This is a genomic window from Pseudofrankia coriaricola, assembly GCF_032027725.1.
Classification (GTDB): Bacteria; Actinomycetota; Actinomycetes; order Frankiales; family Frankiaceae; genus Pseudofrankia.
This window is the reverse complement of the sequence record NZ_JASNFO010000027.1, coordinates 96,983-121,491: the sequence shown is the minus strand read 5'-3', so window position 1 is coordinate 121,491 and position 24,509 is coordinate 96,983. Positions and strand designations below refer to the sequence as shown.

21 protein-coding genes and 3 pseudogenes are annotated in these 24,509 nt (G+C 69.3%); 13 read left to right on the top strand and 11 right to left on the bottom strand.

Annotated elements, in window-relative coordinates:
* The first annotated feature begins 21 nt into the window (after positions 1-21).
* A complete protein-coding gene (locus QOZ89_RS15690) occupies positions 22-450 on the top strand; it encodes a hypothetical protein (RefSeq protein ID WP_071054844.1) in 429 nt (142 codons plus the stop codon).
* Positions 451-530: 80 nt separating this feature from the next.
* Complete coding sequence (locus tag QOZ89_RS15685; protein WP_241842467.1) at positions 531-2,204, top strand: TIR domain-containing protein; 1,674 nt, start codon at positions 531-533, stop codon at positions 2,202-2,204.
* 31 nt (positions 2,205-2,235) lie between these two features.
* On the opposite strand, the gene QOZ89_RS15680 is transcribed toward QOZ89_RS15685, so the two are convergent.
* Entirely contained in the window at positions 2,236-2,376 is a 141-nt protein-coding gene (locus QOZ89_RS15680; RefSeq protein ID WP_157910646.1) for a WD40 repeat domain-containing protein, read from the bottom strand.
* Between the two features lie 16 nt (positions 2,377-2,392).
* Positions 2,393-2,452: pseudogene (locus QOZ89_RS47375) on the bottom strand (hypothetical protein); the annotation flags it as partial.
* Positions 2,453-2,700: 248 nt separating this feature from the next.
* Here QOZ89_RS47375 and QOZ89_RS15675 point away from each other — a divergent pair.
* Entirely contained in the window at positions 2,701-2,952 is a 252-nt protein-coding gene (locus tag QOZ89_RS15675) for a flavodoxin (RefSeq protein WP_083420163.1), read from the top strand.
* 877 nt (positions 2,953-3,829) lie between these two features.
* Here QOZ89_RS15675 and QOZ89_RS15670 read toward each other — a convergent pair.
* Positions 3,830-4,219 carry a hypothetical protein gene (locus tag QOZ89_RS15670; protein WP_071054840.1) on the bottom strand — a complete coding sequence of 130 codons (390 nt, stop codon included), beginning with the start codon at positions 4,217-4,219 and terminating at the stop codon, positions 3,830-3,832.
* Positions 4,220-4,293: 74 nt separating this feature from the next.
* Here QOZ89_RS15670 and QOZ89_RS15665 point away from each other — a divergent pair, with 74 nt between their 5' ends.
* Together QOZ89_RS15665 and QOZ89_RS15660 are read left to right on the top strand one after the other, a co-directional pair.
* Positions 4,294-4,881 (top strand): TetR/AcrR family transcriptional regulator, encoded by a 588-nt coding sequence (locus QOZ89_RS15665; protein WP_157910645.1) that lies wholly within the window; start codon positions 4,294-4,296, stop codon positions 4,879-4,881.
* A gap of 76 nt (positions 4,882-4,957) precedes the next feature.
* Complete coding sequence (locus QOZ89_RS15660; protein WP_071054836.1) at positions 4,958-5,425, top strand: flavodoxin family protein; 468 nt, start codon at positions 4,958-4,960, stop codon at positions 5,423-5,425.
* Between the two features lie 36 nt (positions 5,426-5,461).
* On the opposite strand, the gene QOZ89_RS15655 is transcribed toward QOZ89_RS15660, so the two are convergent.
* Positions 5,462-6,331 (bottom strand): NAD(P)H-binding protein, encoded by an 870-nt coding sequence (locus QOZ89_RS15655; protein WP_071054834.1) that lies wholly within the window; start codon positions 6,329-6,331, stop codon positions 5,462-5,464.
* Between the two features lie 109 nt (positions 6,332-6,440).
* Here QOZ89_RS15655 and QOZ89_RS15650 point away from each other — a divergent pair, with 109 nt between their 5' ends.
* Together QOZ89_RS15650 and QOZ89_RS15645 are read left to right on the top strand one after the other, a co-directional pair.
* Complete coding sequence (locus QOZ89_RS15650; RefSeq protein WP_312624118.1) at positions 6,441-6,716, top strand: hypothetical protein; 276 nt, start codon at positions 6,441-6,443, stop codon at positions 6,714-6,716.
* Positions 6,717-6,772: 56 nt separating this feature from the next.
* Positions 6,773-7,231: a helix-turn-helix domain-containing protein gene (locus QOZ89_RS15645; protein ID WP_312624117.1), complete on the top strand. Its 459-nt coding sequence runs from the start codon at positions 6,773-6,775 to the stop codon at positions 7,229-7,231.
* 221 nt (positions 7,232-7,452) lie between these two features.
* Here QOZ89_RS15645 and QOZ89_RS48265 read toward each other — a convergent pair whose 3' ends face one another.
* Positions 7,453-8,427 (bottom strand): nitroreductase/quinone reductase family protein, encoded by a 975-nt coding sequence (locus tag QOZ89_RS48265; protein ID WP_312624116.1) that lies wholly within the window; start codon positions 8,425-8,427, stop codon positions 7,453-7,455.
* Positions 8,428-8,586: 159 nt separating this feature from the next.
* On the opposite strand from QOZ89_RS48265, the gene QOZ89_RS15635 reads away from it, so the two are divergent.
* The 3 genes and pseudogenes from QOZ89_RS15635 to QOZ89_RS15625 all read left to right on the top strand — a co-directional run.
* Positions 8,587-8,901 carry a flavodoxin gene (locus QOZ89_RS15635; protein WP_241842466.1) on the top strand — a complete coding sequence of 105 codons (315 nt, stop codon included), beginning with the start codon at positions 8,587-8,589 and terminating at the stop codon, positions 8,899-8,901.
* Between the two features lie 196 nt (positions 8,902-9,097).
* Positions 9,098-10,594 (top strand): AAA family ATPase, encoded by a 1,497-nt coding sequence (locus tag QOZ89_RS15630; protein WP_116271867.1) that lies wholly within the window; start codon positions 9,098-9,100, stop codon positions 10,592-10,594.
* A gap of 72 nt (positions 10,595-10,666) precedes the next feature.
* Positions 10,667-10,909, top strand: a pseudogene (locus QOZ89_RS15625) (flavodoxin); the annotation flags it as partial.
* A 117-nt stretch (positions 10,910-11,026) separates the two neighbouring features.
* On the opposite strand, the gene QOZ89_RS15620 reads toward QOZ89_RS15625, so the two are convergent.
* From QOZ89_RS15620 to QOZ89_RS15610, 3 genes are all read right to left on the bottom strand, one after another.
* A complete protein-coding gene (locus tag QOZ89_RS15620; protein WP_198543656.1) occupies positions 11,027-12,169 on the bottom strand; it encodes a hypothetical protein in 1,143 nt (380 codons plus the stop codon).
* 415 nt (positions 12,170-12,584) lie between these two features.
* Complete coding sequence (locus tag QOZ89_RS15615) at positions 12,585-13,289, bottom strand: DUF4386 family protein (RefSeq protein ID WP_071054831.1); 705 nt, start codon at positions 13,287-13,289, stop codon at positions 12,585-12,587.
* A gap of 136 nt (positions 13,290-13,425) precedes the next feature.
* A complete protein-coding gene (locus tag QOZ89_RS15610) occupies positions 13,426-14,361 on the bottom strand; it encodes an NAD-dependent epimerase/dehydratase family protein (RefSeq protein ID WP_071054829.1) in 936 nt (311 codons plus the stop codon).
* Positions 14,362-14,484: 123 nt separating this feature from the next.
* Here QOZ89_RS15610 and QOZ89_RS15605 point away from each other — a divergent pair, with 123 nt between their 5' ends.
* Positions 14,485-15,156: a TetR/AcrR family transcriptional regulator gene (locus tag QOZ89_RS15605; protein WP_071054827.1), complete on the top strand. Its 672-nt coding sequence runs from the start codon at positions 14,485-14,487 to the stop codon at positions 15,154-15,156.
* A gap of 121 nt (positions 15,157-15,277) precedes the next feature.
* On the opposite strand, the gene QOZ89_RS15600 is transcribed toward QOZ89_RS15605, so the two are convergent.
* Both QOZ89_RS15600 and QOZ89_RS15595 read right to left on the bottom strand, forming a co-directional pair.
* Positions 15,278-16,858, bottom strand: coding sequence for an MFS transporter (locus tag QOZ89_RS15600; RefSeq protein WP_083420160.1), 1,581 nt, complete (start codon positions 16,856-16,858; stop codon positions 15,278-15,280).
* Positions 16,859-17,279: 421 nt separating this feature from the next.
* Positions 17,280-18,632 (bottom strand): APC family permease, encoded by a 1,353-nt coding sequence (locus QOZ89_RS15595; protein WP_071054825.1) that lies wholly within the window; start codon positions 18,630-18,632, stop codon positions 17,280-17,282.
* 848 nt (positions 18,633-19,480) lie between these two features.
* On the opposite strand from QOZ89_RS15595, the gene QOZ89_RS15590 reads away from it, so the two are divergent.
* Positions 19,481-21,973, top strand: coding sequence for a diguanylate cyclase domain-containing protein (locus QOZ89_RS15590; RefSeq protein WP_083419652.1), 2,493 nt, complete (start codon positions 19,481-19,483; stop codon positions 21,971-21,973).
* 95 nt (positions 21,974-22,068) lie between these two features.
* Positions 22,069-22,185 (top strand): annotated as a pseudogene (locus tag QOZ89_RS15585) (flavodoxin); the annotation flags it as partial.
* 5 nt (positions 22,186-22,190) lie between these two features.
* Here the strand turns inward: QOZ89_RS15585 and fxsT are convergent.
* Complete coding sequence (fxsT, locus tag QOZ89_RS15580; protein WP_071052646.1) at positions 22,191-24,257, bottom strand: FxSxx-COOH system tetratricopeptide repeat protein; 2,067 nt, start codon at positions 24,255-24,257, stop codon at positions 22,191-22,193.
* Positions 24,258-24,509: the final 252 nt, after the last annotated feature.

The window sequence follows — 24,509 nt, the reverse complement described above, 5'->3', positions numbered from 1 at the left end:
CGTCTGGACAACACTGACGCGGTGGACGTCGCCGACCTGGTACTCGACTATGTCAGAACGCTGACGTGGCCCCTCATTCTGGTCTTCGCGCTCCTCTGGTTCCGCGGGCCGATCGCTGGCCTCCTCGGTGCTCTCGGGAAACTGCTCAGCCGGTCGACGAAGGTCTCCGTCACGGCGGGACCAGTCGAGGCGGCGATCGAGGCCCGGGCGGAACAGGCGGAGGCGCAGCTGGCCGCCGAGGTCCCGGTGGCAAGCGACGCGGTCGACGTGATAGCTCAGGTACTACGGAGCGAAGAGGGTGATACGCCGATCTCGGCGGCCGGCCGCAAGGTAGCCGCCGTCGACTCCATCCGGCTGCACGAGCTTCTCGCTGCGGCTGCCGAGCTCGGCTGGGCGCGCGGGCGGCTTGGGGACGACGGGCCGCCGTCGATCCCGGCATCGGGTCCCTAGCGGGCGCTGCGGACGGCGGCGCAACGCGGTTCGGTGCAGGCCGCGGCAACTAGGATCGGTGCGGAGCCGGGAGGGGGATCATGATGGCGGGCGGCGGCGGACTATCGGTCGACGAGATCGACATGCTGGCCCGCCTGTACCACACCCCGCTCTCCGCTGGGCAGGCCCTGTCTCGTGCCGGCCTTTCGCCGTCGCGGCAGCCGAGCTGGTCGGCCTCGACCTCCAGCCAGTTCTGGTACGACGTGAGCGCCCTGCTGGCCAGCGGCGTCATCGCGAACGGGCGCGCGGCCCTGATGAGCGTCGCGGCCAGCGACTATCCGGCCAATCCCGTGTTCCGCCGCGCCGCCGCCGAGAACGAGGCCGAGGAGGAATCCTCGCCGTGGCTACGGCGCCTCGAGGCGCCGCAGGCCTCGTCTTTCACCGGCCCGGCCGGCGAGGCATCGGGGACGAAATCCCTGGGCTTCTCTACTGGCGAGCCCTCGCCGGTGCGGCCGCCGGCACCTACCAAGCGCGAAACCCTGCCGGAACCGACCCTGGTGACGCTGGTGGCCGGCGACACTGTCGGGTTCGGCCGGCTCGGAACAATGGTCCAGCTAGAAGTGCGGGACGCGTTTCGCGCCATCCTGGATGAGGCGCTCGGCTCGGCGCCCATCAGCCCGGCGGATGTTCTTAGCCTGCAAGACCGCGGCGACGGGTTCGTGCTGGCCATCGCCGGGGCTTTTCCCGCGACGCTCGTCGTCGACGACTTGGTCGGAGCCTTCGAGCGCGCGATCCGCAAACGCAACCGCTACCGGGCCGAGTCGGCACAGATCCGGGTGCGGATGGCGGTGCACCGCGGCGAGGTGCTCCTCGACGGCGGCGGCGTGACCGGCAGCCCGGTCACCGCGGCCACCCGGCTGATCGACGCGCCTCCCCTGCGGGCTGCCCTCGAACGCGACCTGCGCGCAAACCTGGGCTTGATCATCGCGGACGAGCTGTTCCGGGCGACCATCCAGGAGGGGCTGACCGGGCTTGACCCGCGGCTGTTCGCGCAGGTGACGATGCCGCTGGCGGTCGGCGCCGCCGCCCCGGGCACACTCGTCGGCTGGCTCGCGCTGCCGGGTATCGGGCGTCCGCCCCAGATCGGCGGCTCCGCCGTGGATGAGCCTGCGTCGTTCCTGCCGTCCGACCGCGAAGGCGCCACCGCGGTCACCGGCGGCGGCCAGGAGACCGGCCAGGCGCTGGACCGGCCTGTCGTGCACGGCGCGGACGAGCCGGCCCGCGCGCATGAGGGCGGCGACGACACCGCGGCGACCGGTGCGCGCGGCTGGGACTTTCACGTCTCCTACTCGGCGGCCGACGAGGACTGGGCCATCTGGATCGCCTGGACGCTGGAGGCGGCGGGCTACCGGGTCCACGTCGAGGCGTGGGACGCTATGGCGGGATCGCACTCGGTGGAGCTGCTCAGCGAGGCGATCAAGCGCTCGGTGCGCACCGTGGTCGTGCTGTCGGCCAGCTACCTGGGCGCAGCCCGGGTGCAGGCCCAGTGGCAGGCGACCTGGGAGGCGGATCCGCAGGGCCTGCGCCGGTCGCTCATCCCGGTGCGGGTCGAGGAGATCGAGCCCGAGGGCCTGCTGCGTGGGATCAAGTACATCGACCTCGTCGGCCTCACCGACGACGCGGCCAGAGGCCGGCTGGTCAGCGAGGTCGAGGCATCGCTGCTGGGCCGCCGCGGCCGCCCGACCAGCGCGCCGCCCTTCCCCGGCATCCGTTGACGGCGTCGCAACGCCGGGCCCGATCCCCGGCTCATCTCCAGAGCTGGATCTTCCCGTCGAAGCCGGCGCTGGCGAGGATCCTCTCCACCGGCGAGAAGGCGACGGACCAGACCGCGCCCAGGTGCCACTCCAGCCTGCGGCCGACCACGCGGGGCGCGGCGGGGTCGGTCACGTCCCAGCCGCATCGAGTCGTCGGCGCTGGCGCTGGCCAGCAGGCTGCCGTCCGGCGAGAACGCCACGCAGTACACCGTGTTGCGTGGCCGGTCATCGGCTCGCCCAGCCGGCGTGGCTCCCAGGCCGGCCCGGGCGGGGCGGGCGCGGGACGTCGCGGCGGCTGGCGCTCCCGGACCCGGCTTGGGCTTTCGGGGTGCGCTCGGTCGAGACGATCACGACCGACCTCCGTTGGGAGCGCCTGCGAGAGCCGCTGACGGTCGTCGGTGGCCTGGCCACGGTGGCGGCAAGCCTGATGGACACGTAACGTGACCGGTCTGCGCACGTGAGTTTCGCATTGTTCTGCGACCAGGCCTATTACCCCTGCCTGGAAGCAACCATCGGTCGGCCGTACGCCCTGTACGTACACGGCGGCTCTGACACCACGGGTGCGGTCCGCAGCGTCGAGACGATCGCCACCGGTCTGAAGTGGAAGCGCCTGCAGGACCCCGTGACGGTAACTGGCACGCTCGACGCGAAGGACCGAGAGGCGTGCTGGGAGCTGGGGGCGACTGCCGCGGCAGGCCTGATGCCGTAGCTGACTGGCACGCGTCGGGCCTCCGGGTTTCCGGGAGGGATGAGCGCGCGGAACTCAGTCATGACGCGGCACGCTGATCGGGCCTCTTGCCCAGTACCGCGACCAGTCTTTGTCACCTTTGCCCCGTGCGTTGAAGAGATTTCGTCGGGGCGAAAGATTCTCAAGCGCCGCCTCGACGCCATCCTCACCCGCCTCGGAGAGCGACCGCACCTCAGTCGCGGTCAAGGGGATCAGCAGCGTGTACTGTGGATCATCGCTGTCCTGCCAGTCGATGGTCTCGCAGAATATCGATGCGTAGTCCTGACCGCATGAACGACATCGACGCAGCGTAACGAAGAAGTGGGACTCATCGGCGATTCGCGCGACGAACCCGAGACTGCCAGACCGTTCCCGTGCGACGGCCGGATCGGCGTCGGAACACTGCCCACAACCGGCTCCTGAAGACATTTTGCCAGAATAGCGAAGGTAGGCTCCAGACGCCCGACAGACATGTTTCCGCGGGTAGCTGAGTAAAGGTCACTAGTCTCGGATGGGCTTCGCTGGGCGACAGAGGGTAACGGTGACAGGCACGCTCGACACAAAAGACCTAGCGGCGTGCTGGGAGCTGGGTGCGACGACGGCCGCGAATCTGATGCCGTAGCTCGTCGGACGATCGGTTACGGCGAGTGAGGATTCCGTGACCAGGGTTCGCGGCATTTCTTCGACCAGAAGTAGCGCGAGCAGGGTGGCCGAGATCTTCGGTATACGAAGATTGCGAGCATCGATTGGTCTCTGTCTGCTGTGGAATCGGTGAGTAGACAGGAGGCTGATCGTGTGTCACATCTGCCGGGCCAGCGTGGCTGGTCCGGCAGGGCCGGGGTACTTCGGCCGAGAGCGGTCAGTCCTCGGTGGCGGGGGTGCGGGTGAGCTGATGTGCGTCGGTGAGGCGGCCGTCGGGGGCGAGGCGGCCGAGCATGACGATCTCAGTGACGATCGGGGCGCCCTTGCGCATGGTCGCGGACAGCGTGTAGCGGGCGGCAACCCGGTCGCCCGCTACCAGCGCGTCGGCCACCTCCACGGCGACGGCGACGGCCCGTCGGCGCGCGGGGGTCACGTGGTCTATGAGGCGCTGGCGGTCCAGCGCGACGCCGTCGCTGACCATGACGAAGTCCGGGGTGTGGTAGCGGTCGAACACCTCTCCGGGAGGCTCGTCGCCGAAGGTCAGCTCCTCGGGATAACGCGTCAGGTAGGCCCGCAGGTCTTCGCCGGGCAAGGTGGTGCCGCTCATCGTTCGATCGCCTCCTTTTCCTTGACAGTCATGTCAAGGAAAAGGATAACGCCTTTCGGCTACCCTTGACAACCGTGTCCAGGAACGGGCAGCCGGCTCCGCGTCGCCGCCGCGGCGACGCGGAGGTCAACGCCTCGCGCATCCTGGAAGCCGCCGTGGACCTGCTCGGGCGAGCCGGTGACCCGTCCATGGCGGAGATCGCCGACGTCGCGGATGTCAGCCGCCAGACTCTCTACGCACACTTCGCCAGCCGCGAGATGCTCTACCAGGCGGTCCGAACGTCCCTGACCGGGCGTGTGGCCGAGGCGCTGACCTCGGCCAGCGCCGAGGGCGACGTTCGAGACGCGCTCGCGAACTGGGTGGACACGGCCTGGGTGCTGCTGGACCGTTACCCGGCGCTGCTCAACCCCGCCCTGTTCACCCAGACCTCGGGCGCGGACGTCGAGGCACATGGCCCTGTCGTCGTGGCGCTGCGCGGGCTGCTGGACCGTGGCCGCCGCGAGAACCGGCTGCATCCCGACGTCTCGACACCCTGGCTGCTCGCGGCCATCCTGAGTCTCGGCCACGCCGCCGCGGGGGAGGTCGTCGCGGGCAGAATGACCTCTGCGCGGGCCGGCGCCGCCTTCCGCGAAGGCGTCCTACGCCTTTGTCTGCGTCCTTGACCGTTAGCGAGCGACGGCAGCCCCGACGCCGACCCGCCAGGGGCGCGACCAATGCGCCGTCTGGCCGGGTCATAGCATGGTCGCGGTGCCGACCCTCCTGATCGTCCATCACACGCCGTCGCCGACGATGCAGGCGATGCTGGAGGCAGTGCTGTCGGGCGCGGGTGACGATGCAATTGAGGGCGTGGACGTCGTCGTCAAGCCGGCGTTGTCCGCGACCGTCGTCGATGTGCTCGCGGCCGACGGCTACCTGCTCGGTACTCCCGCCAACATCGGCTACATGAGCGGCGCGCTCAAGCACTTCTTCGACACTGTGTACTACCCGATCTTGGAAGCGACGGTCGGGCGGCCGTACGCGCTGTACGTCCATGGTGGCAGCGACACGACGGGCGCGGTGCGTTCGGTCGAGTCGATCGCGACCGGTCTTCGTTGGAAGCGCCTGCGCGACCCGGTCACCGTGATCGGCACCCCGGACACCGCGGCCCGCGAGGCCTGTTGGGAACTCGGGGCCATCGCCGCCGCCAGTCTGATGGCCGCCCAGTGAAGGTCGACCGCGCGGGTATGACTCCGATTTTCCGGATCATTTTGATCGTCTTTGCGTAAAGGTGCCGAGGTGGTCGAGTGCCCAGGCCTCGAAGCTGGTGGCGGGGCGTCCGAGGAGCCGGGGCACGTCCTCGGTGAGGACTGCGTTGTGTCCCGCCCGCGTCCACCCGGAACCGGTGACGATGACGTCGACGACGGAGCTGTCCAGTCCGGAGGCGATCATCTCGTTGCGTGCCGCGTCGAGCGGCACGTCGATGGTGGTGACTGGGCTGCCGAGCAGCCTTTCGAGCTGGGCGGCCTGGTCGGGCACGGCCAGCAGGTCCGGGCCTGTCAGGGTGTAGGTCTGGCCCTCATGCGCGGAGGAGATCAGGGCTTCGACGGCGACCGCGGCCACGTCGCGTGGGTCGATGACGCCCTGCCTGCCGTTTTCCGTCAGGTTACGCACCGGGCTTCCAGATCTGATCGCTGGGGCCCAGTACAGGGTGTTCGACGCGAAAGCGGACGGCCGCAGCACTGTCCAGGCGGCGCCACTGGTGTGCACAGCCCGCTCCGCCTGCTGGTGCCAGGCGCCCACTGTCCTGTTGTGGTCGTCAATCTCGCCGGTCCCGATGGCTGAGAGTTTCACCACTCTGCTTACGCCGGCCGCGACGGCGGCTTCGAGCAGGGCCACGTCGTGGTGGGGCGAGGGTGATGCTGGCACGGTCAGCAGGAACACGCTTTCGACGCCGGCGACCGCCGCGCGAAGCGACGCGGTGTTGTCGAAGTCGGCCTGTGCGATGTCCACACCCAGCGAGGCGGGAACGCTCGCGGGGTTGCGCGTCATCACGCGGACCGCCGCGCCACGGGTGACCAGAAGCCGGACGACCGCGCGACCGACGGTGCCGGTGGCACCGGTGACAAGGATCATGTGGGCAACGGTGCCAGTGGCATACCGCGGCGGATAGGACGTTTCGGCACGCCCTGTCGGCACGGGCACCGCGGTCGCTCACCACGGACAGGCTTCTATCGTGGGGCCGGTGGTGAATGACGACTCCGAACGCGTCACCCCGCTGCCTGTCGTGCTGCGGCCATGGATCTCGCAGCTGAGTGCCGCCGCGTCCAGCGGCGCACCTGCGCACCCCGTCCGCGCCGAGGCTCCGGACGCCGCGACGGCGCTGGTCGTACGTACGACCAGCGATCGCACTGAACTCGTGGTCATGGGGCCTCGTACTCACGCCGAATATTTCGAGGTGAGCCGGGTGCCGTTCTGCGTCAAGATGCGAATGCAGCCGGCCGGGCTCAGTCGTTGCTAGGCGTTCCCCTGCGCGGACTCGTCGACCGGGTCGTCCCGCTGAGCGACCTGTGGGGTGTGGCGGGTGATCGGCTCGCCGATGACCTGTCCAAGGTCGGGTCAGATCCCACCGAAGTCGTCGGACTACTCGCGGCCACGCTGATAGACCAGGTGCGGACTCGGTCGCCCCACGACCTGGCTCGTGCTGAACTCGTGCGCAGCGCGACCATCGCCCTGACCTCCCTGACCAGCCCTGGATCGCGGGTTCGGACGACAGCCCGGAGCCTAAACGTCAGCGAGCGACACCTGCGCAATCTCTTCACGGAAGCCGTTGGCATTCCACCTAAACATGTGGCCCGCATCGCGCGGACGCGACATGTGCTCGCGGGCGCGAGCCAGCAGTCCCTCACCCAACTCGCCGCCGAAGCAGGCTACTACGATCAGTCCCACATGACCGCCGAGTTCCGCCGCATGATGGGAGTCTCTCCCGGAGCCTTCTTCACCGGGCAGCTGCCCGCCGCCCTGCCCTGCCATTAAGCACCCTTGTTGATGTTACTTCTGCGATCAGATCTACTGAGCAATCACGCTGGCGGCCGTGAACGCACCACACCTCGTCGCGCTCGCTGGCGCCGGCCTCCGCTTCGAGAACGGGAAACTCGTCAAACGGCCGACGACCACGCACCACCGTCAACCGCCTAAAAGATCTTCATTCGCAGGTCATGACTTTCTCCGATTGAGCTCGTCGTAGGTGAGCGGCGCTATCCCTCGGTGCCGTCATCGGCCGGTGTGCCCCCGCTGACCGGTTCGATTACGAAGACCGGGATCTGGCGGTCGATCTTGCGCTGGTAGTCGGCGTAGTCCGGGAACGCGTCCACGGCCCGGCGCCACCAGAGAGCCTTCTCGTCCCCGAACACCTCGCGCGCCCGGTACTGGCGCGTCACCGTGCGGTCCTGGAGCTCGATGATCGGTTCGGCGAGCAGGCTCGGGTACCACTGCGGGTTGGTCGGTTGGGCGCCGTTGGACGCGACAGCCGCGTAGCGGCTCTCGTGCTCGACACGCATCACCGGCGTCTTGCGAACCTTGCCGGTTTTGGCGCCCCGGTAGGTCATCAGCACCATGGGCCGGTCTTTCATCGTGACGCCGTCGGTCGTGCCGGTGCGTATGATCTGCTCGACATACTCGCGCACAAACCCCAACCCGCTCGGTTCGTAGTCGCCAGTCATCGGCTTGCCCTGATCCATGCGCCCGGCCCGTCGCGATTGCGCGACCGGACCGTGCCGGCGGCCGTGTGGGTGATCGGGGTGCCTGGTGTCCACGTTTCCGGTCAAGGTGTTGAGGATGCCGGGTAGTTCCGTCACCGTTTCGGCGGGCAGGCCGGTCACGGTCTCCTGCGCGAGAGTGCACCACAGGTCCTTGACCTGGTCGGCTACCGCCTTGCCGCTGCCGGTGAGTTCGACGATGCTGGCGCGCTTGTCGGACGGGGCGGGTTTGCGGCGGATGTGGCCGGAGGCTTCGAGCTTGCGGGTCATGAGTGTGACGCTGGGTGGCTCGCAACCGAGGGCCTCGCTGAGTTGTGCCTGGATCATCGGGCCGGTCCTGGCGAGTTCAAGCAGGAGCGCCTCCTGTCCGGGGTGCAGGCCGAGCGGGGCCAGCAGGGCCGCGGCCCTGGCCCGGTGGCGCAAGCTCAGGAGGCGGATGGCCTGGTTGATGGCGTCGGCGTGCTCGAAGTCCACGGTCTCTCCTTGCGAGAACTAGTTATGCGCATAACGTTATGCGCATAACTAGTTGTGCGTCAAATGGGGGAGCCGGACTCGGCTGACAGCGGCAACACCAGGGACAGGGTCGGCTGGGCCTTGCGGCGGTCATCGACGAGGCGAGTGGCGGGGGAGGTCATGCCAGGGGCGGGCGAAGGGATCAAGGGCGATGACACGCTACGTAGCCACTCGACGCATCTGACTTTCCGCAAGTTCTGCGACCAGATCTACTATCCGGTCCTGGACGCAACGGTCGGCCGGCCGTACGCCCTGTATGTCCACGGCAACAGCGACACGACTGGCGCGGTCCGCGGCGTCGAGACCATCGTCACCGGCCTGAAGTGGAAGCGCCCGCGCGAACCGCTGTCGATCGTCGGCGATCTTGAGGCGGCGGCCCGCGAGGCCTGCTGGGAACTCGGCGCCACGGTCGCCGCGTCCCTGATGACCGACTAAGACTCGGAAAACCGACAGCCGTTCCAGCGCACGCCTCGCCGCGATCGCTAGATGGTGCGCCTGAGCACGCGGGGGGACTTGGTGTTCGCGGCTGCGCGGCGGGTGCCCGCCGTGCGGCTGGCCAGCTGACGCCACGCCAGTTCCATAAGTATGGTTATGATAACTGTACTTCTGACTCTTGGGATGGGGTGGCTGGTTGGCTACGCTGGAGCGGCCGGCGGACATGTTCGACCGGGAGTTTGAGTGGGACGCGTTGACGCGGTTCGCGGCGGACACCACGGCTGGCGCGACGCTGGGAGTCGTGTCCGGCCGGCGTCGGCAGGGCAAGACGTTCCTGCTCCGCGCGCTGTGCGAGGCCACTGGCGGGTTCTTCTTCGGGGCGGACGAGGCTACGGACGGCGAGTCGTTGCGTCGGATCGGCATGGCGCTGGCCGACCGGCTGGGCGCGCCAGCGCCCTTGGTGTTCGACGACTGGTACCCGGTGTTCGACGCGCTGCTCGCGCTGGGCCGCGAGCGTGCCATGCCAGTGGTGATCGACGAGTTTCCCTACCTTGTCCGGGCGAACCCACGACTGCCGTCGATCATCCAGAACGTGCTGGCGCCACGGCGCGCGCAGCGGGACGACAGCCGGACGCGTCTGTTGCTGTGCGGGTCGGCGATGTCGTTCATGGGTGGCCTGCTCGCGGGCAGCGCGCCGTTGCGCGGTCGAGCCGGTCTGGAGCTCGTCGTCCCGACCCTGGACCATCGGCTCGCGGCCCAGTTCTGGGGCATCGACGACCCCGTCACCGCGCTGAAGGTGAACGCGATCGTCGGCGGCACCCCAGCCTACCGCCGTGAGTTCGCCCGCGACGACACTCCGTCCGGCCCCGACGACTTCGATGCCTGGGTTACCCGTACTGTGCTCTCGCCGACCAGCGCGCTCTTCCGCGAAGGCCGCTACCTGCTCGCCGACGAACCCGACCTGCGCGACACGGCGCTCTACCACTCGGTTCTCGCGGCGATCGCCGAGGGTAACGCATCACGTGGCGGGATCGCGTCCTACCTCGGCCGGAGGTCGGGCGACCTCGCCCACCCGCTCACCGTCCTTGCTGACTGCGGACTCATCACCCGGGAGCCTGACGCCTTTCGCGACAACCGCACCCAGTTCCGCATCGCCGAACCGCTCGTGACCTTCTACCACGCCGTGATGCGACCAATGTGGTCCGACCTGGAACATGCGCGAGGCGGCCGCCGGCTCGCCCAACTCTGGAAGATCGGCCAGCGCCGGTTCGTCGGCAACGTCCTCGGGCCGCACTTCGAGCAGGTATGCCGCCACTGGACCGCCCACCACGCCGCGCCAGAACGCTTCGGCTCCACCCTCATCAGTCGGGTTTTGTCGGGCGTCGTCAACGATCCGACCGCACGCGCCAGCCATCAACTCGACGTCGTCGCCTTCGGCTACGACGACGACCAGGAGCAGGAGCGTCTGTTCATGATCGGTGAGGCGAAGTGGGGTGACGCAATGGGCCTCGCGCACCTCGACCGGCTCAGGCGGATCCGCGACCTCCTCGACACTCAGGGTCGGCCGGGCGCGGCCACAGCCAGACTTGCCTGCTTCAGCGCGGCGGGTTTCAGCGAACAACTAACCAGAGCCACGGAAGAGTCGCCGGACATCCTGCTCATCGGCCCTGCCGCTCTCTACGAAGGGATCTGACGAACATCGGACGGCGTGACGCTATCCCGACCGGCTTGTTACTTAAAGTGCCCGCCTCGTGACCAGCCTTCGCGACATTTCTGCGACACCGTGTACTACCCGATCCTGGAAGCGACGGTCGGGCGGCCGTACGCGTTGTACGTCCACGGCAGCAGCGACACGACGGGCGCGGTGCGTTCGGTTGAGTCGATCGCGACCGGTCTGCGCTGGAAGCGCCTGCGCGATCCGGTCACCGTGACTGGCACTCCGGACAGCGCGGCCCGCGAGGCCTGCTGGGAACTCGGCGCCATCACCGCCGCCAGCCTGGTGCCCTAGGTCGCGGCTGTGCCAGCCCGTGAGGCGGCCTTTGGCCTGTTGCGCAGGCGGGGACCGCGTCGGGGAGTGGGCGAGGGCCGTCGATCAGAGCCCGCACGGGGACGACGGGCGAACTGGTCAAGGGGTGGTGTGGGGTGGCCGTGTGTCCTCGGCGGTGAGGACGGTGGTCTCGGTGCCGTCGTCCCAGCGCCACGGCACGCGCCTGCCTTGTAGGTGCACCCCACCGATCCAGCGGTCGATGCCGTTGAGCGTCACGTGGTCGGCCGCGCCGGCGAGCACTCGTGCGCCGGTATCGGTCAGGCGCAGACCGGTGCCGCGGCCGACCGGGCGGTCCGTCGGCTGGAGGTCGAGCAGCGGGGCGGAGGCGCGTGCCATCCGGTTGATCATCGCGAAGCACCAGGTGTCGCCGAGATATGGGCGCGTCTCGCGCGCCGCGGCCCGCACGAACGCGGTCTCGGCGTTGGACGCGCCGTCGGCGACAGCCGCCAGGATCCGCCGCTCGGTCAGCGACAGCCCGTCTCGGGCGGCCGGATACTCCCGGCTGAGACGGTCGAACGCCTCGCCCAGGAAACGCAGCTCACCGGAGCGGCTGTCGGCGATCGTGCGCAGGCCGTCTGGGACCGTCGCCCGGAACGCGGCCCAGGCGCGGGTGGCGAGCCGCAGCGCCTCGTTGGTCAGCCGGATGCACGCGTTGGTGGTGGGCAGCTCGCGCAGCTGCGCCGCCGTCAGCTCGCCGAGACCGCCAAACCGCGCGATACCGGCATGCTCGCCGATACAGATCAACGTGACGCGCCGCGCCGGCACGCCGAGGCCGGCGAGACGGTCGAGAATCTGGATGATTTGAAGCTGGTCGTACAGATCCGCCTCGAACCACAGCACATACTCACCGTCGCGGTTGTCCGCGAGGACCCGGTCCCGCTCGGCGAACATGTCGGGGCCCTCGTCCCGGTCGTCGCAGCCCGCCTCGAGGAGGAAAGCGGATCTGACCTGACGCAGCTCCCGCGGCCCCACCGCGGGCACCGGCCCCTCATGGAGCACATCGCGCCAGAACAGCACGCGCTCGGCCAGCCCGGTCCCGGGCAGATCCGTGCAATCCCCGTTGCTCACGTGCAACGCCGCACGCATCCAGCCGTCATCGCGAGCGACAGCCGCGGTGTCAGGCCGTTCGGCGAGGACTTGGCCCCGAGCAGTCGCATACGACTCGCCGGTCTTGGCCATGCGGGCGCGCACCCGCTGCTTGAAGTCACTCTGCCTGGTCATCGCCGTCTCCCGCGGCCCGTCCGCGGATCCCCCAGCGACCGGCACGACGGGCACACGATCGACAACGCGTCAGCCCGGCCGAGGAGCAGACCCCCCTTTGCCTCCTGAGGTGACCCGGCTGGGGCGGATCGCTGGAGGTTGGGCGCGGACGGACGCCAGTCATCAAACTACCTGGCCCAGGCCGAGACCGCGAACTGTTCGCGATTGCGGGCTCGTCTGCGATCAAGCCTAAGCCGCGAGCCTGATGTGGTGGCGGGCGGCCTGTGTGGTGGCCCTCCGCGCCGATCCCCCGACCATCGCGGAAAGTGACATGCCCGTGACCGGGGTTCGATTTTCGGGGCTTTCCGTCTGCTGTCGGCAGGCGGATTGACCAGGGTTCGGCACATTGCTGCGACATCGTTTACTAGCCGTCGTGCTATCCGGAAACGACAGGCACCTCGGTCGCCGTGCTGGGGACGGGACGGCCGACGGGGCGGTCTCGCATCATCGCGATTCCGACAGCGAGCAGCCAGATCGTGATTGCGGCGCTGGACAGCGACACCAGGATGCCCGCGTCGACGCCGGCGAGCTCGATCGCTGGTGCGGTGAGCGGGACGAGCACCAGCGCGCCGGTGACGCGTGCCCACCGGGGAAGTCCCGGCCGGGCGACCGTCGCGCCCAGCCAGACGGCGGCGAAGACGCTGACCCCGAGGGTCTCGCCGATGGCGCCGCCGAAGTTGTTGAGGGTGTCGAACTGGATGGCGAGGGCCTCGCGCGAGGTCGCGGACGTGGTCTCCTGCCACTGCTCGGCGAGCGGGAACGCGGCGGATAGCCACCGCGTGATGCCGATGGCTCGAGCGAGGGCGGATACCGCCGCGGCACCGACCGCGATCCCGAGGGCAAGCGTGGCGGGTCCTTCTCGGCGCCACATCGAGATGCTCACCGCAACCGGGAAGAAGGCAACGCTGTACGCCAGGTAGGCGAGGTAGCCCGACCTGGTGGCGACCTCGTGTTCGAGGAGCCGGGGCAGCGCGACGTCCGCCGGGTCACCGAGCGAGCCGGGCCAGCCAATGGCCGTGCCGAGGACGAGCAGTGGAACGAAGATGAGCAGGCTTTCGATGATCGTGGTCAGGCCTTGCATGCGTCGTGTCGACGGAACTTCGAGGGCTGGGCCTGCGGTGAGCATCGGGGGTATCTCCTGGAGGGATTCGTCTTGACGGGGCCGTACGTGGCGGCCGACATGCATGACGGAACTGCCGGACAGACGGGTCTTGGTGTCAGGCCTCCGCCCGCCGGTACCAGGCGACTGTTTCGGCGAGCGCGCGGTCCAGCGGCGTCGGCGGCTGGCCGAAGCGGATCTCCAAGGCCGACGAGTCCACGACGAAGTCCCTCTCGAACTCGTAGAGCATCTCCACCGTCTCCCGGGCGCCGGCGTTGAAGGCGCCCACGAGGCGAAGCTGCCACGGCTTCACCGCGACGAAGGCGGGCGGTACGCCGGCGGCGCGGGCGGCGGCCTCGACGAGGGCGAGCTGAGTGATCCCTGGAGCGGTCGGCGCGTGCCAGGCTCGCCCCCAGGCTGAGGGATCCTCGGCCACGCGCACTGCCGCCTCGGCGAGGTCGGGCACGTAGGTGATCGCGTGCCGAGCCTGGGGCGACCCCAGGATCTGGGCCTTCCCGCCGGATACGAGTGGGGCGAAGAATCGTTCGCCGAACGCCGAGGCTCGAACCCCGGCACCGAAGAAGTCGCTGGCCCGAACGGCCGCGACGCGGACCCGACCGGACTGGTGGGCGTCTTGCAGCTCAGCCCACATGGCGGCGCGCACCGCACCCTTCCGGGTGGTCGGCTTCATCGGAAGGTCCTCGGTCATGGGCACGGACACGGGCCCGTACCCGTAGAGGTTCTCGATCGCGACGAGCGCCGCGCCACGCGCCTCGCAGGCGCGGACGACGGATCGCTGGATGTCCGGGAACTCCTTCCGCCACCGGTGGTAGGGCGGTTGGGCGCACTGGAACACCACGGTGGCGTGGCCGACCGCGGCACGGGTGCCGTCGGGGTCGGCCACATCGGCCCGACAGGGTTGGGTCCCGTCGATCGTGGTTCCTGACCTGGTGACGACGCGCGGGCGGATCCCGCGGGCCACCAGCGCAGCCGCGACCGACCGGCCGACGGGACCCGCGCCCAGGACGACGGGCGCGTCGAGGAGGTCTGCCATTTCACGTTCTCCAATCACTATTCGAACTTCGAACACTGTTTGGAGATCGTATCCAAACGCTGTTTGGCAAGTCAAGGCTGTTCGGAAGATCAAGGTTGTTCGGCTAGTCTCGACGGCGTGCGCATGCCTACGGAGTCCCGACGGGACCGGCATCGTCGGGAGCTGGTCGAGGAGATCACCGCCGTCGCCCGCCGTCAGCTCGACGAAGGCGGCCCGGGCAATGTGTCGTGGCGAGGTGTCGCCCGCGAGGTCGGCATGAACCCGGCCTCGCTCTACACCTACTTCGGCAGCCTCGACGACCTGTTCACCGCGCTGATCACGGAAAGCTTCCACAGCCTCGCGGGCGCCGTTGACCAGGCGTTCGACGACAGCGAGGGCGCCGAGCCCGTCGACCGGCTTCTCGCATGCGTCCGGGCGTACCGGGCCTGGGCCGTCGCCAACCCCCGGCAGTTCAACCTGATCTGGACCGACCAACTGCCCGGCTACGCGGCACCGCCGGACGGACCCACCGTCACCGCCGAACAGACGGTCTATCGGCCGTTCCTGCTAGCGGTCGGGGAGGCGGAGGGATGCGGCGACCGGCTGGTGGAGTTCGCCACGCTGCCCACCGACGACCAGCACCGCCTGTTGGGCCTGTTCGGCACCTTGCATGGCCTGGTGTCACTCGAGATCAACAGCCACCTCGCGCCGTCGATGGTTGACGGGGAGGCGCTCCTCGTCGACCGGATGGCACACGCCCTGCGACACGTTCACCCGCCCCGCGACAGGTCCCACATCGACACGTCGGAAAAATGATGTCCACCTATGGTCGGTCGCGGGCGGCAGCGCCGCCTAGGAGCTGGTCAGCGATGTCGGTTACCGGCGTCCCACGCCTGGCGGCCGTCTTCGGCGGCACGCCGGGGTGGGCGGGGTGGGGTCAGAGCCGGGCCGGTTCGGGCGTCATGTCGGAGCCGGCGGGGTGCTCGGCTTCGCCGTGCGCGTTGGGGCTGTGCAGCGCGATGAGGCCGGCGGCCAGGAGGAAGGCGCTACCGGTCAGCAGTGCGCGGTGGAAGAAACCCGCGGTGAGCGCGTTCGGCACGGCCGCATGCTGCCCGAGCAGGTGGTTCGTGCGTGAGGTAGCGACCGCGGAGAAGATCGCGAGCCCCAGCGCGGCGCCGACCTGCTGCGACGAGTTCAGCAGTGCGGCGGCCAGCCCCGCCTGGTCGGCGGGTACGCCGGCGTTCGCGGCCGTGGTGACGCCGACGAACACCGCCCCGAGACCGAACGAAACAATCATCAGACCGGGGAACAGGTCCGTCAGGTAGGAGCCGTCGACGGGGATCCGGGACAGGTAGTACAGGCCGCCGGTAGCGAGCAGGGCACCGACGACGATGACGGCCCGGGTGCCGATCCGGATGAGCAGTTGCGCGGAGATGCCGGCCGCGACGCCGACGCCGAAGCAGAGCGGGACATAGGCGAGGCCGGTTCTGATCGGCGAGTATCCGAGGACGTTCTGCATGTAGAGGGTAAGGAAGAAGAACATCGCGATGAGGCCAGCGAACGCGATCAGGCCGGTGAAGTCGGCGGCCCCGAGACCCCTGATCCGGAAGATCGACAGTGGTAGCAGCGGGCTGCTCTGACGCCGCTCGTTGGCCAGGAACGCGATCAGCAGGACGGCCGCGCCGGCAAGCTCGCCGATCGTGCGGGCCGAACCCCAGCCCTGGTCAGGCGCCTTCACCAGCCCGAAGACGAGCAGCAGCATCCCGCCGGTGACCAGGACTCCGCCGCCGATGTCGAAGCTCGCCGGCCTGCCATCGCGCCGGTCACGCTGAATCAGCCAGAAGACGGCCGGGAGCACCAGCGCGGCGGCCAGCGGGTTGACGAAGAACACCCAGCGCCAACCCGGTCCCTCGGTCAGCACCCCACCGAGCAGCACTCCGACCGCGGACGCGAGTCCGCCGACCCCGCCCCACACGCCGAGTGCCTTGTGCCGGTCCGCGCCGTCCCGGAACGTCGTCGTGAGGATCGACAACGCCGCCGGCAGCATCATCGCGGCACCAAGACCCTGCGCCAGCCGCGCGCCGATCAGGAGCCCGGGATCCCCGGCCAGCCCGCCGACGAGCGACGAGATCCCGATCAGGACCGTCCCCGTCACCAGGACCCGGCGACGGCCGAGCAGGTCAGCGAGCCGGCCACCCAGCAGCATGAAACCGCCGTAGGTCAGCAGGTAGCCGCTCGGTATCCACTGCAGGCTCTGCCTCGAGAATCCAAGATCGGTCCGGATGTCGGGAAGCGCCACATTGGTGATCGACGCGTCGACGAAGTCAAGGAAAGCGACCGCGCACAGCAACGCCAGCGTGAGCTTGCCGCGTCGGGTCGCGAGAAACGATCCGTCGGCGTCGGTCTTCGCGCCGGAACCGCTGGCATTCGCCGTGGCGACGGTGGCTCGGGCACGCTCGGACGCTCGGCGCGTCGCGACCGGGTGTTCGGCCCTTGGGCCGGTGGTGATCGAGTCCATGTGGAGATGCCTCCTGTCCGCGGCCGTCGTCCCGCAACCTGGCGCCAGCGGGCGTCCGGCCGTCACCTGTCTGTCGGATCCCGCCCGGCAGATGTGACCGGCGGTTCCGCCGGGCGACATTCGTCACCTGTGCGGGCGTGGTCGACGGGGATAGCCCCGTCACATCGGCCGCGCCGCGTTCGTCATTGCCTGGGAGGGGTTCGATCGGACGGAGGCAACTCGTGGACCATGCGACCTGGCAGGCCGAGCAGTTCGAGCGACAGCGCCCGCGGTTGCATGCGGTCGCCTACCGCATGCTCGGCTCACTCAGCGAGGCCTGCCGGCTACGGGACAGCCACGAGGTCCGCGCGGTCCGCGGCCTGCGGAAGCCGGCTACATCGGCGGGGCGGTCCGGCCACAGCGCCGGACGGCGCGCGAGGCGTTACCGCGATGGCGGGCTGGCGGCACACGCGCGGAACCGGCCGCTGACGACTTTCTGGGCAAGGACGAGGACGGCGGCGAGCGCGAGCAGGCCGAGGGCGCGTAGGTAGACGGTGCCCTCGCGGTGGACCAGCGGGGTGGCCAACGCCGCGCAGGACAGCGCGCCGAGTGCCGGGGCCCAGGTGGGGGCACGGTAGGCGCCGGGCGGGGCGGGCTCGCGGCGCAGCACCAGCGCGCTGATGTTGACGACGAAGAAGACCAGCAGCAGGAGCAGGACGGTGGTATCGGCAAGGCCGGCCAGCTGGCCGGTGATGGCCAGCGCCACCGCCAGGGCCGTCACGAAGCCGATCGCTACCGGCGGGGTGCGTCGGCCGGGCAGCACCCGCGCGAAGACGGTCGGGATCGTGCCCTGGGCGGCCATGCCGTAGACGAGACGGGAGGCCATCACCATGTTCATCAGGGCGGTGTTGGAGACCGCGACCAGCGCGACCGCGGCGAACAGCTTCGACGGCACCGGCACGTCGGAGGCCTTCACCACCTCCAGCAGCGGGGCACTGGAGCCGGCGAGGATGTCGGGATCCACCAGCATCGCGCAGGTGAACGCGACGAATAGGTAGACCGTGCCGGCGATGAACATGCCGCCGAACAGCGCCCGCGGTAGGTCCCGGCGCGGCCGGCGGGCCTCCTCGACGAGGTTCACCGAGTTCTCGAAGCCGAGCATCGCGTAGAACGCGAGCGTCGTGCCGGCGAGCAGGGCGAGCGGCGCAGGCCCCTCGGCACGCAGCTCGAAGGCCCGTCCCGGTTCACCCGCTCCGGTAGCCAGCGCGTGCACGCCGATCCCGACGATCAGCAACAGCCCGGCCAGCTCGATCACGGTGAGCACGAGGTTCACCCGGGCCGACTCCTCGATCCCACGGGCGTTGAGGACCGCGGTCAGCAGGATGAACACAACCGCGACGACGACCATCGGGGCCGCCACGAACTCCGCCAGGTATTTGCCCCCAATGGCCCGGGCGGCCGTGGCGGTGGAGGTGATCCCGGCGGCCAGCACGGTGAAGCCGACCATGAAGGTGAGAAACGGGCGACGGAACGCCTCGTTGGCGTAGAGCGCTGCTCCGGCCGCCCGGGGGTACTTGCCGACGAGCTCGGCGTAGGCCGTCCCGGTGAGGAACGCCAGCGCGAAGGCGATCAGGAACGGTGCCCAGATCATCCCGCCGACGTCGGCGGCGATCTGCCCGGTGAGCGCGTAGATCCCCGATCCGAGGACGTCACCGAGCACGAGGAACAACAGCATCCGCCCACTCAGGACGCGCGCCAGGGTGGGCTGCGCGGCGGGCGCCGTTCGCCCGGTCACCGCCGTCTCGTCATCGGTGGTCCTGTCCCCGCGGGCTTGGCCGGCCGTCGTCCGGCCGATAGCGGTCGGACGCCTGTTCATCGTGTGGCTGCCCCCGATCCGAGGGCCGGTCGCTGCCCGCCACGCCGCCGGGAGAGCCGGGCCGACGTCCCCCGGGCCGAATACTGACACCGTGCCTGCCAGCCCGCCTGTTGGAGCTTGCCCGGCTCAGGTGGTCACGATCGGAAACCGCCGGACCCGGCGTGGACGATGACGGCGCTTCGCCAAGGGCCGGGTGAGATCATCGATCCCGCGTTCTGCCGCATTCACGACAACATGGCCGAGCCGGCCCGGATAGTTAGGTGTCGGGCCCGCGGCCAGTCGAGAACCCGACACGGCATGGCTGGGCCGCGGGAAGATCCTGCGCGCGCCGGCCACCATCAATGCGAACCCGTCGGCCCGGATCGGCGGCTGACGGGAGCGTCCTCGACGTGGCAGCCGAGCCGCTGTTTCGCCAACCTGATGCCCGGCTGAACCGACTCCGGAGGCGGCGGCAGGGATGGCCGCCGTCACGTCGATGGTCGATCAGCGTGGCCGTCAGGCGCGCCCGAGGTCGGTCGTCGGCCTCGGCGATGTGATGAATGGGCGGGTTCCGGGACGGACGAGGAACGCATGGAGGGCGTATCGGGCCTCCTCGGCTCGTTGGCGGTCCTCGTCCACCCGTACTAATGTACGTGCCATCACTCTGGGCATATATGACGCCGCTTTCGGCTGGATGGGTTGGAGGGAGGTTCGTCGCGGCGATACATTCCGGCTTACAGGACGATCCAGGCCGGGGTGGGTGGAAATGATCCCAGGCGGAGAGGACGATGTCGCGCGCGGAGATCACTCGAGCGGCTGCGACGGAGTGCGACGCACCGAACTGCGGCGCGGCCGTTTTCCGCCGAATAGTCTATGCCTGGGCGGCAGCCACTCCCACAGTCATGCTCGCTTCCTTCATCCTTCCCTCGCGCGCCGCTGACCTGGTGGTCCGCGCCTGCGGCATGGCCGCTATAGCGTTCCAGGGTGGGTGCGAGCTGTGGTCGGCACGGCGAGCGAAGGGCGGCGAGCGACGTTGGCGACTGCTCCTTCTCGCCGGATGGATAGCGGTGGCAGTCGGCCTGGTCATCACGTCCGTCAGGGCGTTGTTCTCGGGCCAGGACCCGGTGCCACCCTTGTCGGGCACGGAGCCGGCGTATCTGGCGTTCATTCCAGCATCCGTTGTCGCGCTGCTGGCTTTTCCCACCGACCCAATCAGCCCAGAGGACGAGCCGGTGCGCAGAGCCGGTCAACGCGGCACCCACTGGCGGACTGTCACCGTCATGGACGCGGTGCTCCTCGTCGGTTCGCTGAGCCTGCTCGGCTGGGTGGTCGTACTCCAGCCTCTGGTGCGTGCGCGAGCACCCGCACCAGCCAGTCTCGTGGTCCTGTTGGCGTTCGGCCTCGGATGTCTCCTGCTACTGATCACCGTCCTGCTCGTGGCGGCGTTCCGGCGCCCCCGCCAGAAGAATTCGTTCGCATTGCTCGGTGGCGGGCTGGCCTCCATCACCATACTTCTGCACGCGTCGCTCTACTTCATCGCGAGCGGCCAACCGGAGCCCCTGCAACTCGAGGCCGCCAATGCCATTGGCACTGTGATGATCGGGCTTGCCTGCATCGCGCCGCCACGGCCATCGACTGGCTCTGTGGTTGCCGCTGCCCCCCTAAGTCTCGAATCCGCTCCTGATGACGGCAGGGCCTCCTGGCGCGTCCGGCGGGCTGGCTGGCGGGCCGGACCCGGCGTACGCTGGGTGAGGATATTCCTCCCGTACATTCCGCTGTCCGCGCTGGGCGTGCTGGCGGGCTTTCAGATGTCAACCGGGGCGCGGGTCGAACCGATCGAAATATACGGCATCTTCGCGCTCGTGTTGCTCGTACTGATCCGGCAGATGCTGACTTTGGCGGACAACCAGAAGCTGCTGGACAGGGTTCAGCAGAGCCGTCGCCAGCTGCACCACCAGGCGCTCCATGACCCGCTGACCGGGCTGGCGAACCGCGTGCTGTTCGGTGACCGGGTGGAAGACGCGGTCGCTCGGCGAGCCCGCGGCCGGCTGGCACTGCTCTTCTGCGATCTCGATGACTTCAAGATTGTCAACGACACCTTGGGCCATCCGGCCGGGGACGAATTGCTGAGGATAACTGCTCGGCGGCTGCTTGATTGCGTACCGCCCTCGGACACGGTCGCCCGTCTCGGTGGCGACGAGTTCGCGGTTCTTTTGGCGGACGATGCCGCGGATGCCGAGGCGGTCGGCAAGAGGGTGGGCGCGGTGGTCCGGGCACCGTGCTTTCTCGCCGGGCAGCCGTGCGCCATTCACGCGAGCCTTGGCCTGACAGTCACCGTGCCGGGATCCTCGATCAGTGCCGAGGACCTGGTCCAGCAGGCAGATCTCGCCATGTACGCAGCCAAGCGGCGGGGGAAAAACAGTCTGGTCGTCTACGATCCTGACATCTTCGCTCACGGCCGGTCGCCGACGGCGCAACTCGCGCTGTGCCAGTTGTTGCTGGGCGATCCCGCCGGCGGCGTCATCGATGTCCTCTATCAGCCGATCGTCGATCTGACCCACCATCACACGGTCGCGTTCCAGGCTTCAACGTGCTGGCACCATCCGACGCTCGGGTTGCTCACGGCAGAGCAGACGGTCGCGGTCGCGACCGGAGCGGGGCTAAGAGCACAGCTCGAACAGTTGATCCTCGGCCGCGCCTGCCACGATGTCGGCCACTACCGAAGGCAGACAGGGCAGAACGTCGCCGTCTGCGTCAGCGTTTCGGCGGCGAGGCCGGCTGGTGACTTACTGCCCGACGTCGAGGCGGCGCTGGTGGCCTCCCGGCTCCCCGCCCAGGCCTTGGTCCTCAAGATTTCGGACATGGAGTGCCTCGACGAGGAGGCCGCGCGCGGCCTGCGGACATGCGTCACACGTGGCCTGCGCCTCGCGCTGAACGGCATCGCCAGGAACCAGAACACCTTTCTGGTGCTCGACGAGCTGCCGATCCAGATACTCATGTTCGACAGCTCCTTCGCCGGCCGCCTAACAGGCAGCGCCAACCGGGCCGACCTGCTCCGCCGGGCACTGCTCACCCTCACCAAGGACCTCGGTCTCACGGTCGTCGCCACCGGCGTCCAGAACCGCGAGCAGGCACGCGCATTGGCGCGCAATGGCTGCCGCTTCGGACAAGGACAGTTCTTCGGACCGCCAGCCGCACTGCCTGGTCAGCCGCCGCCTCACCGCAATGGCGGCGCCGACGGCCGGGCTGGCTACGGAAACGGGAACGGGAACCAGCGGTAAGGAGTCAAACTCGGCCAGTTAGGGTCCCGCGGGTCGCACCTCAATTCGGACCGAACCGTCGCCAAAAGTGATGTTCTCGTGACCAGGGTTCGGCGCACTTCTTCGACACTGTGTACTACCCGATCTTGGAAGCGACGGTCGGGCGGCTGTACGCGCTGTACGTCCACGGCAACAGCGACACGACCGGCGCGGTCCGCGGCGTAGGGACCATCAGATGTCAGCCCGCTGGCAGGAATCGGTTGTCGGTGAGGAGCGCGCGCACGCTGGCGGTGTCGGGGTGCGCCTCTCCGAGAACGCGTGTGGCGCGGGCGTACAGCTCGGTCAGCAGCGGCGTGGCGGACTCCAGGTCGCCCTGCGCGAGCATCGCGGACCCGAGGAACGTGGCGGCGCGGATGGTGTGGGGGTGCGCGTCTCCGAGGACTCGGTGGCCGTGGTCGAGTACTTCCTGGAACCAGCGGCGGGCCTCGTCGTACTCGCCGTCGTACCAGCACACCGCGGCGACGTTGGCGGTCGCGGAGATCACATGCCGGTGGTCGTCGCCGAACTCGGCGCGCAGGCGGGCGAGGTGCTTCAGGCCGATCCGCCGGTCGCCGTCGGCGCCGTGGGTGTGGGCCGCGGCGGCGAGGCCTCGGGCCGCGGCGTGGTCGCCCTGCGCCCACAGCGTCGCGGAGACGTTGAGCGCCGCCAGGGCCGTGTCGAGGTGGGCCGGACCGAGCGCCGCGGTCCACCGGGTGAACGCCAGCTCGGCGAGCCGGCGGCTGTCCGGGTTGTCGCCAGCGGCGCGCAGCGCCCAGGCCAGCCACAGGACGAGGTCGCGGGCGCCGGTCACCTCGCTGTCCACTAGGCCGGACGCGAGCACATGCGGATAGAGGTCGGCGACGTGCGACCAGTCCGGTAGCGCGGCGGCCGGCCGGGCGTGGTGGGCCGCGACCAGGAGTTGGTGGACGGCCCGGCGCATCGCCGGCCGTAGCGCCGCGGGAGTCGCGTCCCGCAGCACGGCGCGTACGAGGCGGTGCATCGTGAGCGTGTCATCGCCGCGGCTCACCAGTGACGCCACGAAGATCTGACCCTCGAGTTCCCGCAGCACGGCGACGTCTTTCGCGAGCTCGGCGAGTGGCTCTGGCAGAAGCCTGGCCACGCCAGGATGGAACCAGGCGATGGGGATGGGCGCCGAGCCGAACCATGCCCATAGCTGGAGCAGGCGTTCCATCGCGGGGTTGTCGGCGGCGTTGATCGCCAGGGTCCAGGTCGCGGCGACGGGTACCTGGTCGGGCGGGGCCCCGCGGTGCATCATGTCGACGACGTTCCGGCTCAGTAGATCCAGGTAGTCGCCGGGAGTGATCCCGGTGTTCGCGATCCACGTCCCGGCCTGGTGCAACGCCAGCGGCAGGCAGCCCAGCGCGTCCGCGATCCGGCTGGCGGCCGCGTCGGTCAGCAGGCCCGCCTGGGCGTGCAGGAGGCGGACCGCGTCTGTCGTCGGAAGCTCAGTGACGGGCAGCGTCGTGGCCATCGGCCAGTCCCGGCGTCGGGACGTGACCAGTACGTGCCCTCCCGGAGCGCGCGCGGCGGCACCCAGCAGACCATGGATGTCGCCCGGCAGATGAGCATTGTCCAGGATGACCAGCCAGCGGGGAAACCGCCGCCCGCCGCCGAGAACGGTGACGGCGCGTTGGGCAGACCGTTCGGCGTCGCCGACGACCGCGACCTCCATCTCGTCGGCGAGGATCGCCAGAGCGGCCGTGGAGGTCACTGGGTCCTCCGCGGGCACCCACCACACCAGGTCGTAGGCGGCGCTGTACCGGTAGGCGTACTCGATCGCGAGACTGCTCTTCCCGACGCCGCCGAGTCCGCACAGCACCTGGCGGGAACCTGTCTCGCCACGTAGGCCGGCATGTAGCGCGGCCAGTTCCCGGTCCCGGCCGATGAAGCGCGGGTTCCTGGGCGACGGGACGCGCCACACCTGCTCCGTGCCCGCAGGACGCCGCGGCGCCGACGCGCCCGTGCTGGACGTGTCTCGGGCCGCCCAATAGCGCCCCGTCCAGGCGTCCTCATCCTCGCCACAGGCGCGTACGAGGGCCCGCACGACCTGCTCGGAGGGCCAGCTCTTTCCGCGTAACGCCTTGCTGATGACCGGAGCGGAGTAGCCGCTGGCGGTCGCAAGCAGCTCCCGCTTCTGGAAGCCAGCCCGCCGCGTCAGCTCGCGCAGCTCGGCGATGAAGGCCCGCAGTGGCGGCGTGGCCTCAGCGGCGATCGCCTCCGGTGGACGTCCTGCCCGTCTCTCCATGTACTGACCGTGTCCCCCGACTGTGCGCGGCCGGGTGACCGCGCGCCGCACGTGTACAGCCGCGATCTTACGGCCCACGGCGGCCGGCCGGCTGGAAACAACGAAAGAAAGCGCCGAGAAGGAAACAACGAAAGAACCAGATCCGGTGTTCACCGCCTTGTCTGGCTGGAACACTCCACTCGTGGCCGGTCACCCAAGGTCCGTCATTCCCGGGCCGCATCGGGGGATGGGTGGCCGGCCTCCACCGCAAGC

Coding starts and splice junctions, on each gene's coding strand:
- QOZ89_RS15590 (WP_083419652.1), top strand. CDS start 19,481: ATGTCGCGCGCGGAGATCACTCGAGCGGCTGCGACGGAGTGCGACGCA.
- QOZ89_RS15685 (WP_241842467.1), top strand. CDS start 531: ATGATGGCGGGCGGCGGCGGACTATCGGTCGACGAGATCGACATGCTG.
- QOZ89_RS15600 (WP_083420160.1), bottom strand. CDS start 16,858: ATGGACTCGATCACCACCGGCCCAAGGGCCGAACACCCGGTCGCGACG.
- QOZ89_RS15660 (WP_071054836.1), top strand. CDS start 4,958: ATGGTCGCGGTGCCGACCCTCCTGATCGTCCATCACACGCCGTCGCCG.
- QOZ89_RS15620 (WP_198543656.1), bottom strand. CDS start 12,169: ATGACCAGGCAGAGTGACTTCAAGCAGCGGGTGCGCGCCCGCATGGCC.
- fxsT (WP_071052646.1), bottom strand. CDS start 24,257: ATGGAGAGACGGGCAGGACGTCCACCGGAGGCGATCGCCGCTGAGGCC.
- QOZ89_RS15655 (WP_071054834.1), bottom strand. CDS start 6,331: ATGATCCTTGTCACCGGTGCCACCGGCACCGTCGGTCGCGCGGTCGTC.
- QOZ89_RS15610 (WP_071054829.1), bottom strand. CDS start 14,361: ATGGCAGACCTCCTCGACGCGCCCGTCGTCCTGGGCGCGGGTCCCGTC.
- QOZ89_RS15605 (WP_071054827.1), top strand. CDS start 14,485: ATGCCTACGGAGTCCCGACGGGACCGGCATCGTCGGGAGCTGGTCGAG.
- QOZ89_RS15670 (WP_071054840.1), bottom strand. CDS start 4,219: ATGAGCGGCACCACCTTGCCCGGCGAAGACCTGCGGGCCTACCTGACG.
- QOZ89_RS15615 (WP_071054831.1), bottom strand. CDS start 13,289: ATGCAAGGCCTGACCACGATCATCGAAAGCCTGCTCATCTTCGTTCCA.
- QOZ89_RS15635 (WP_241842466.1), top strand. CDS start 8,587: ATGCCAGGGGCGGGCGAAGGGATCAAGGGCGATGACACGCTACGTAGC.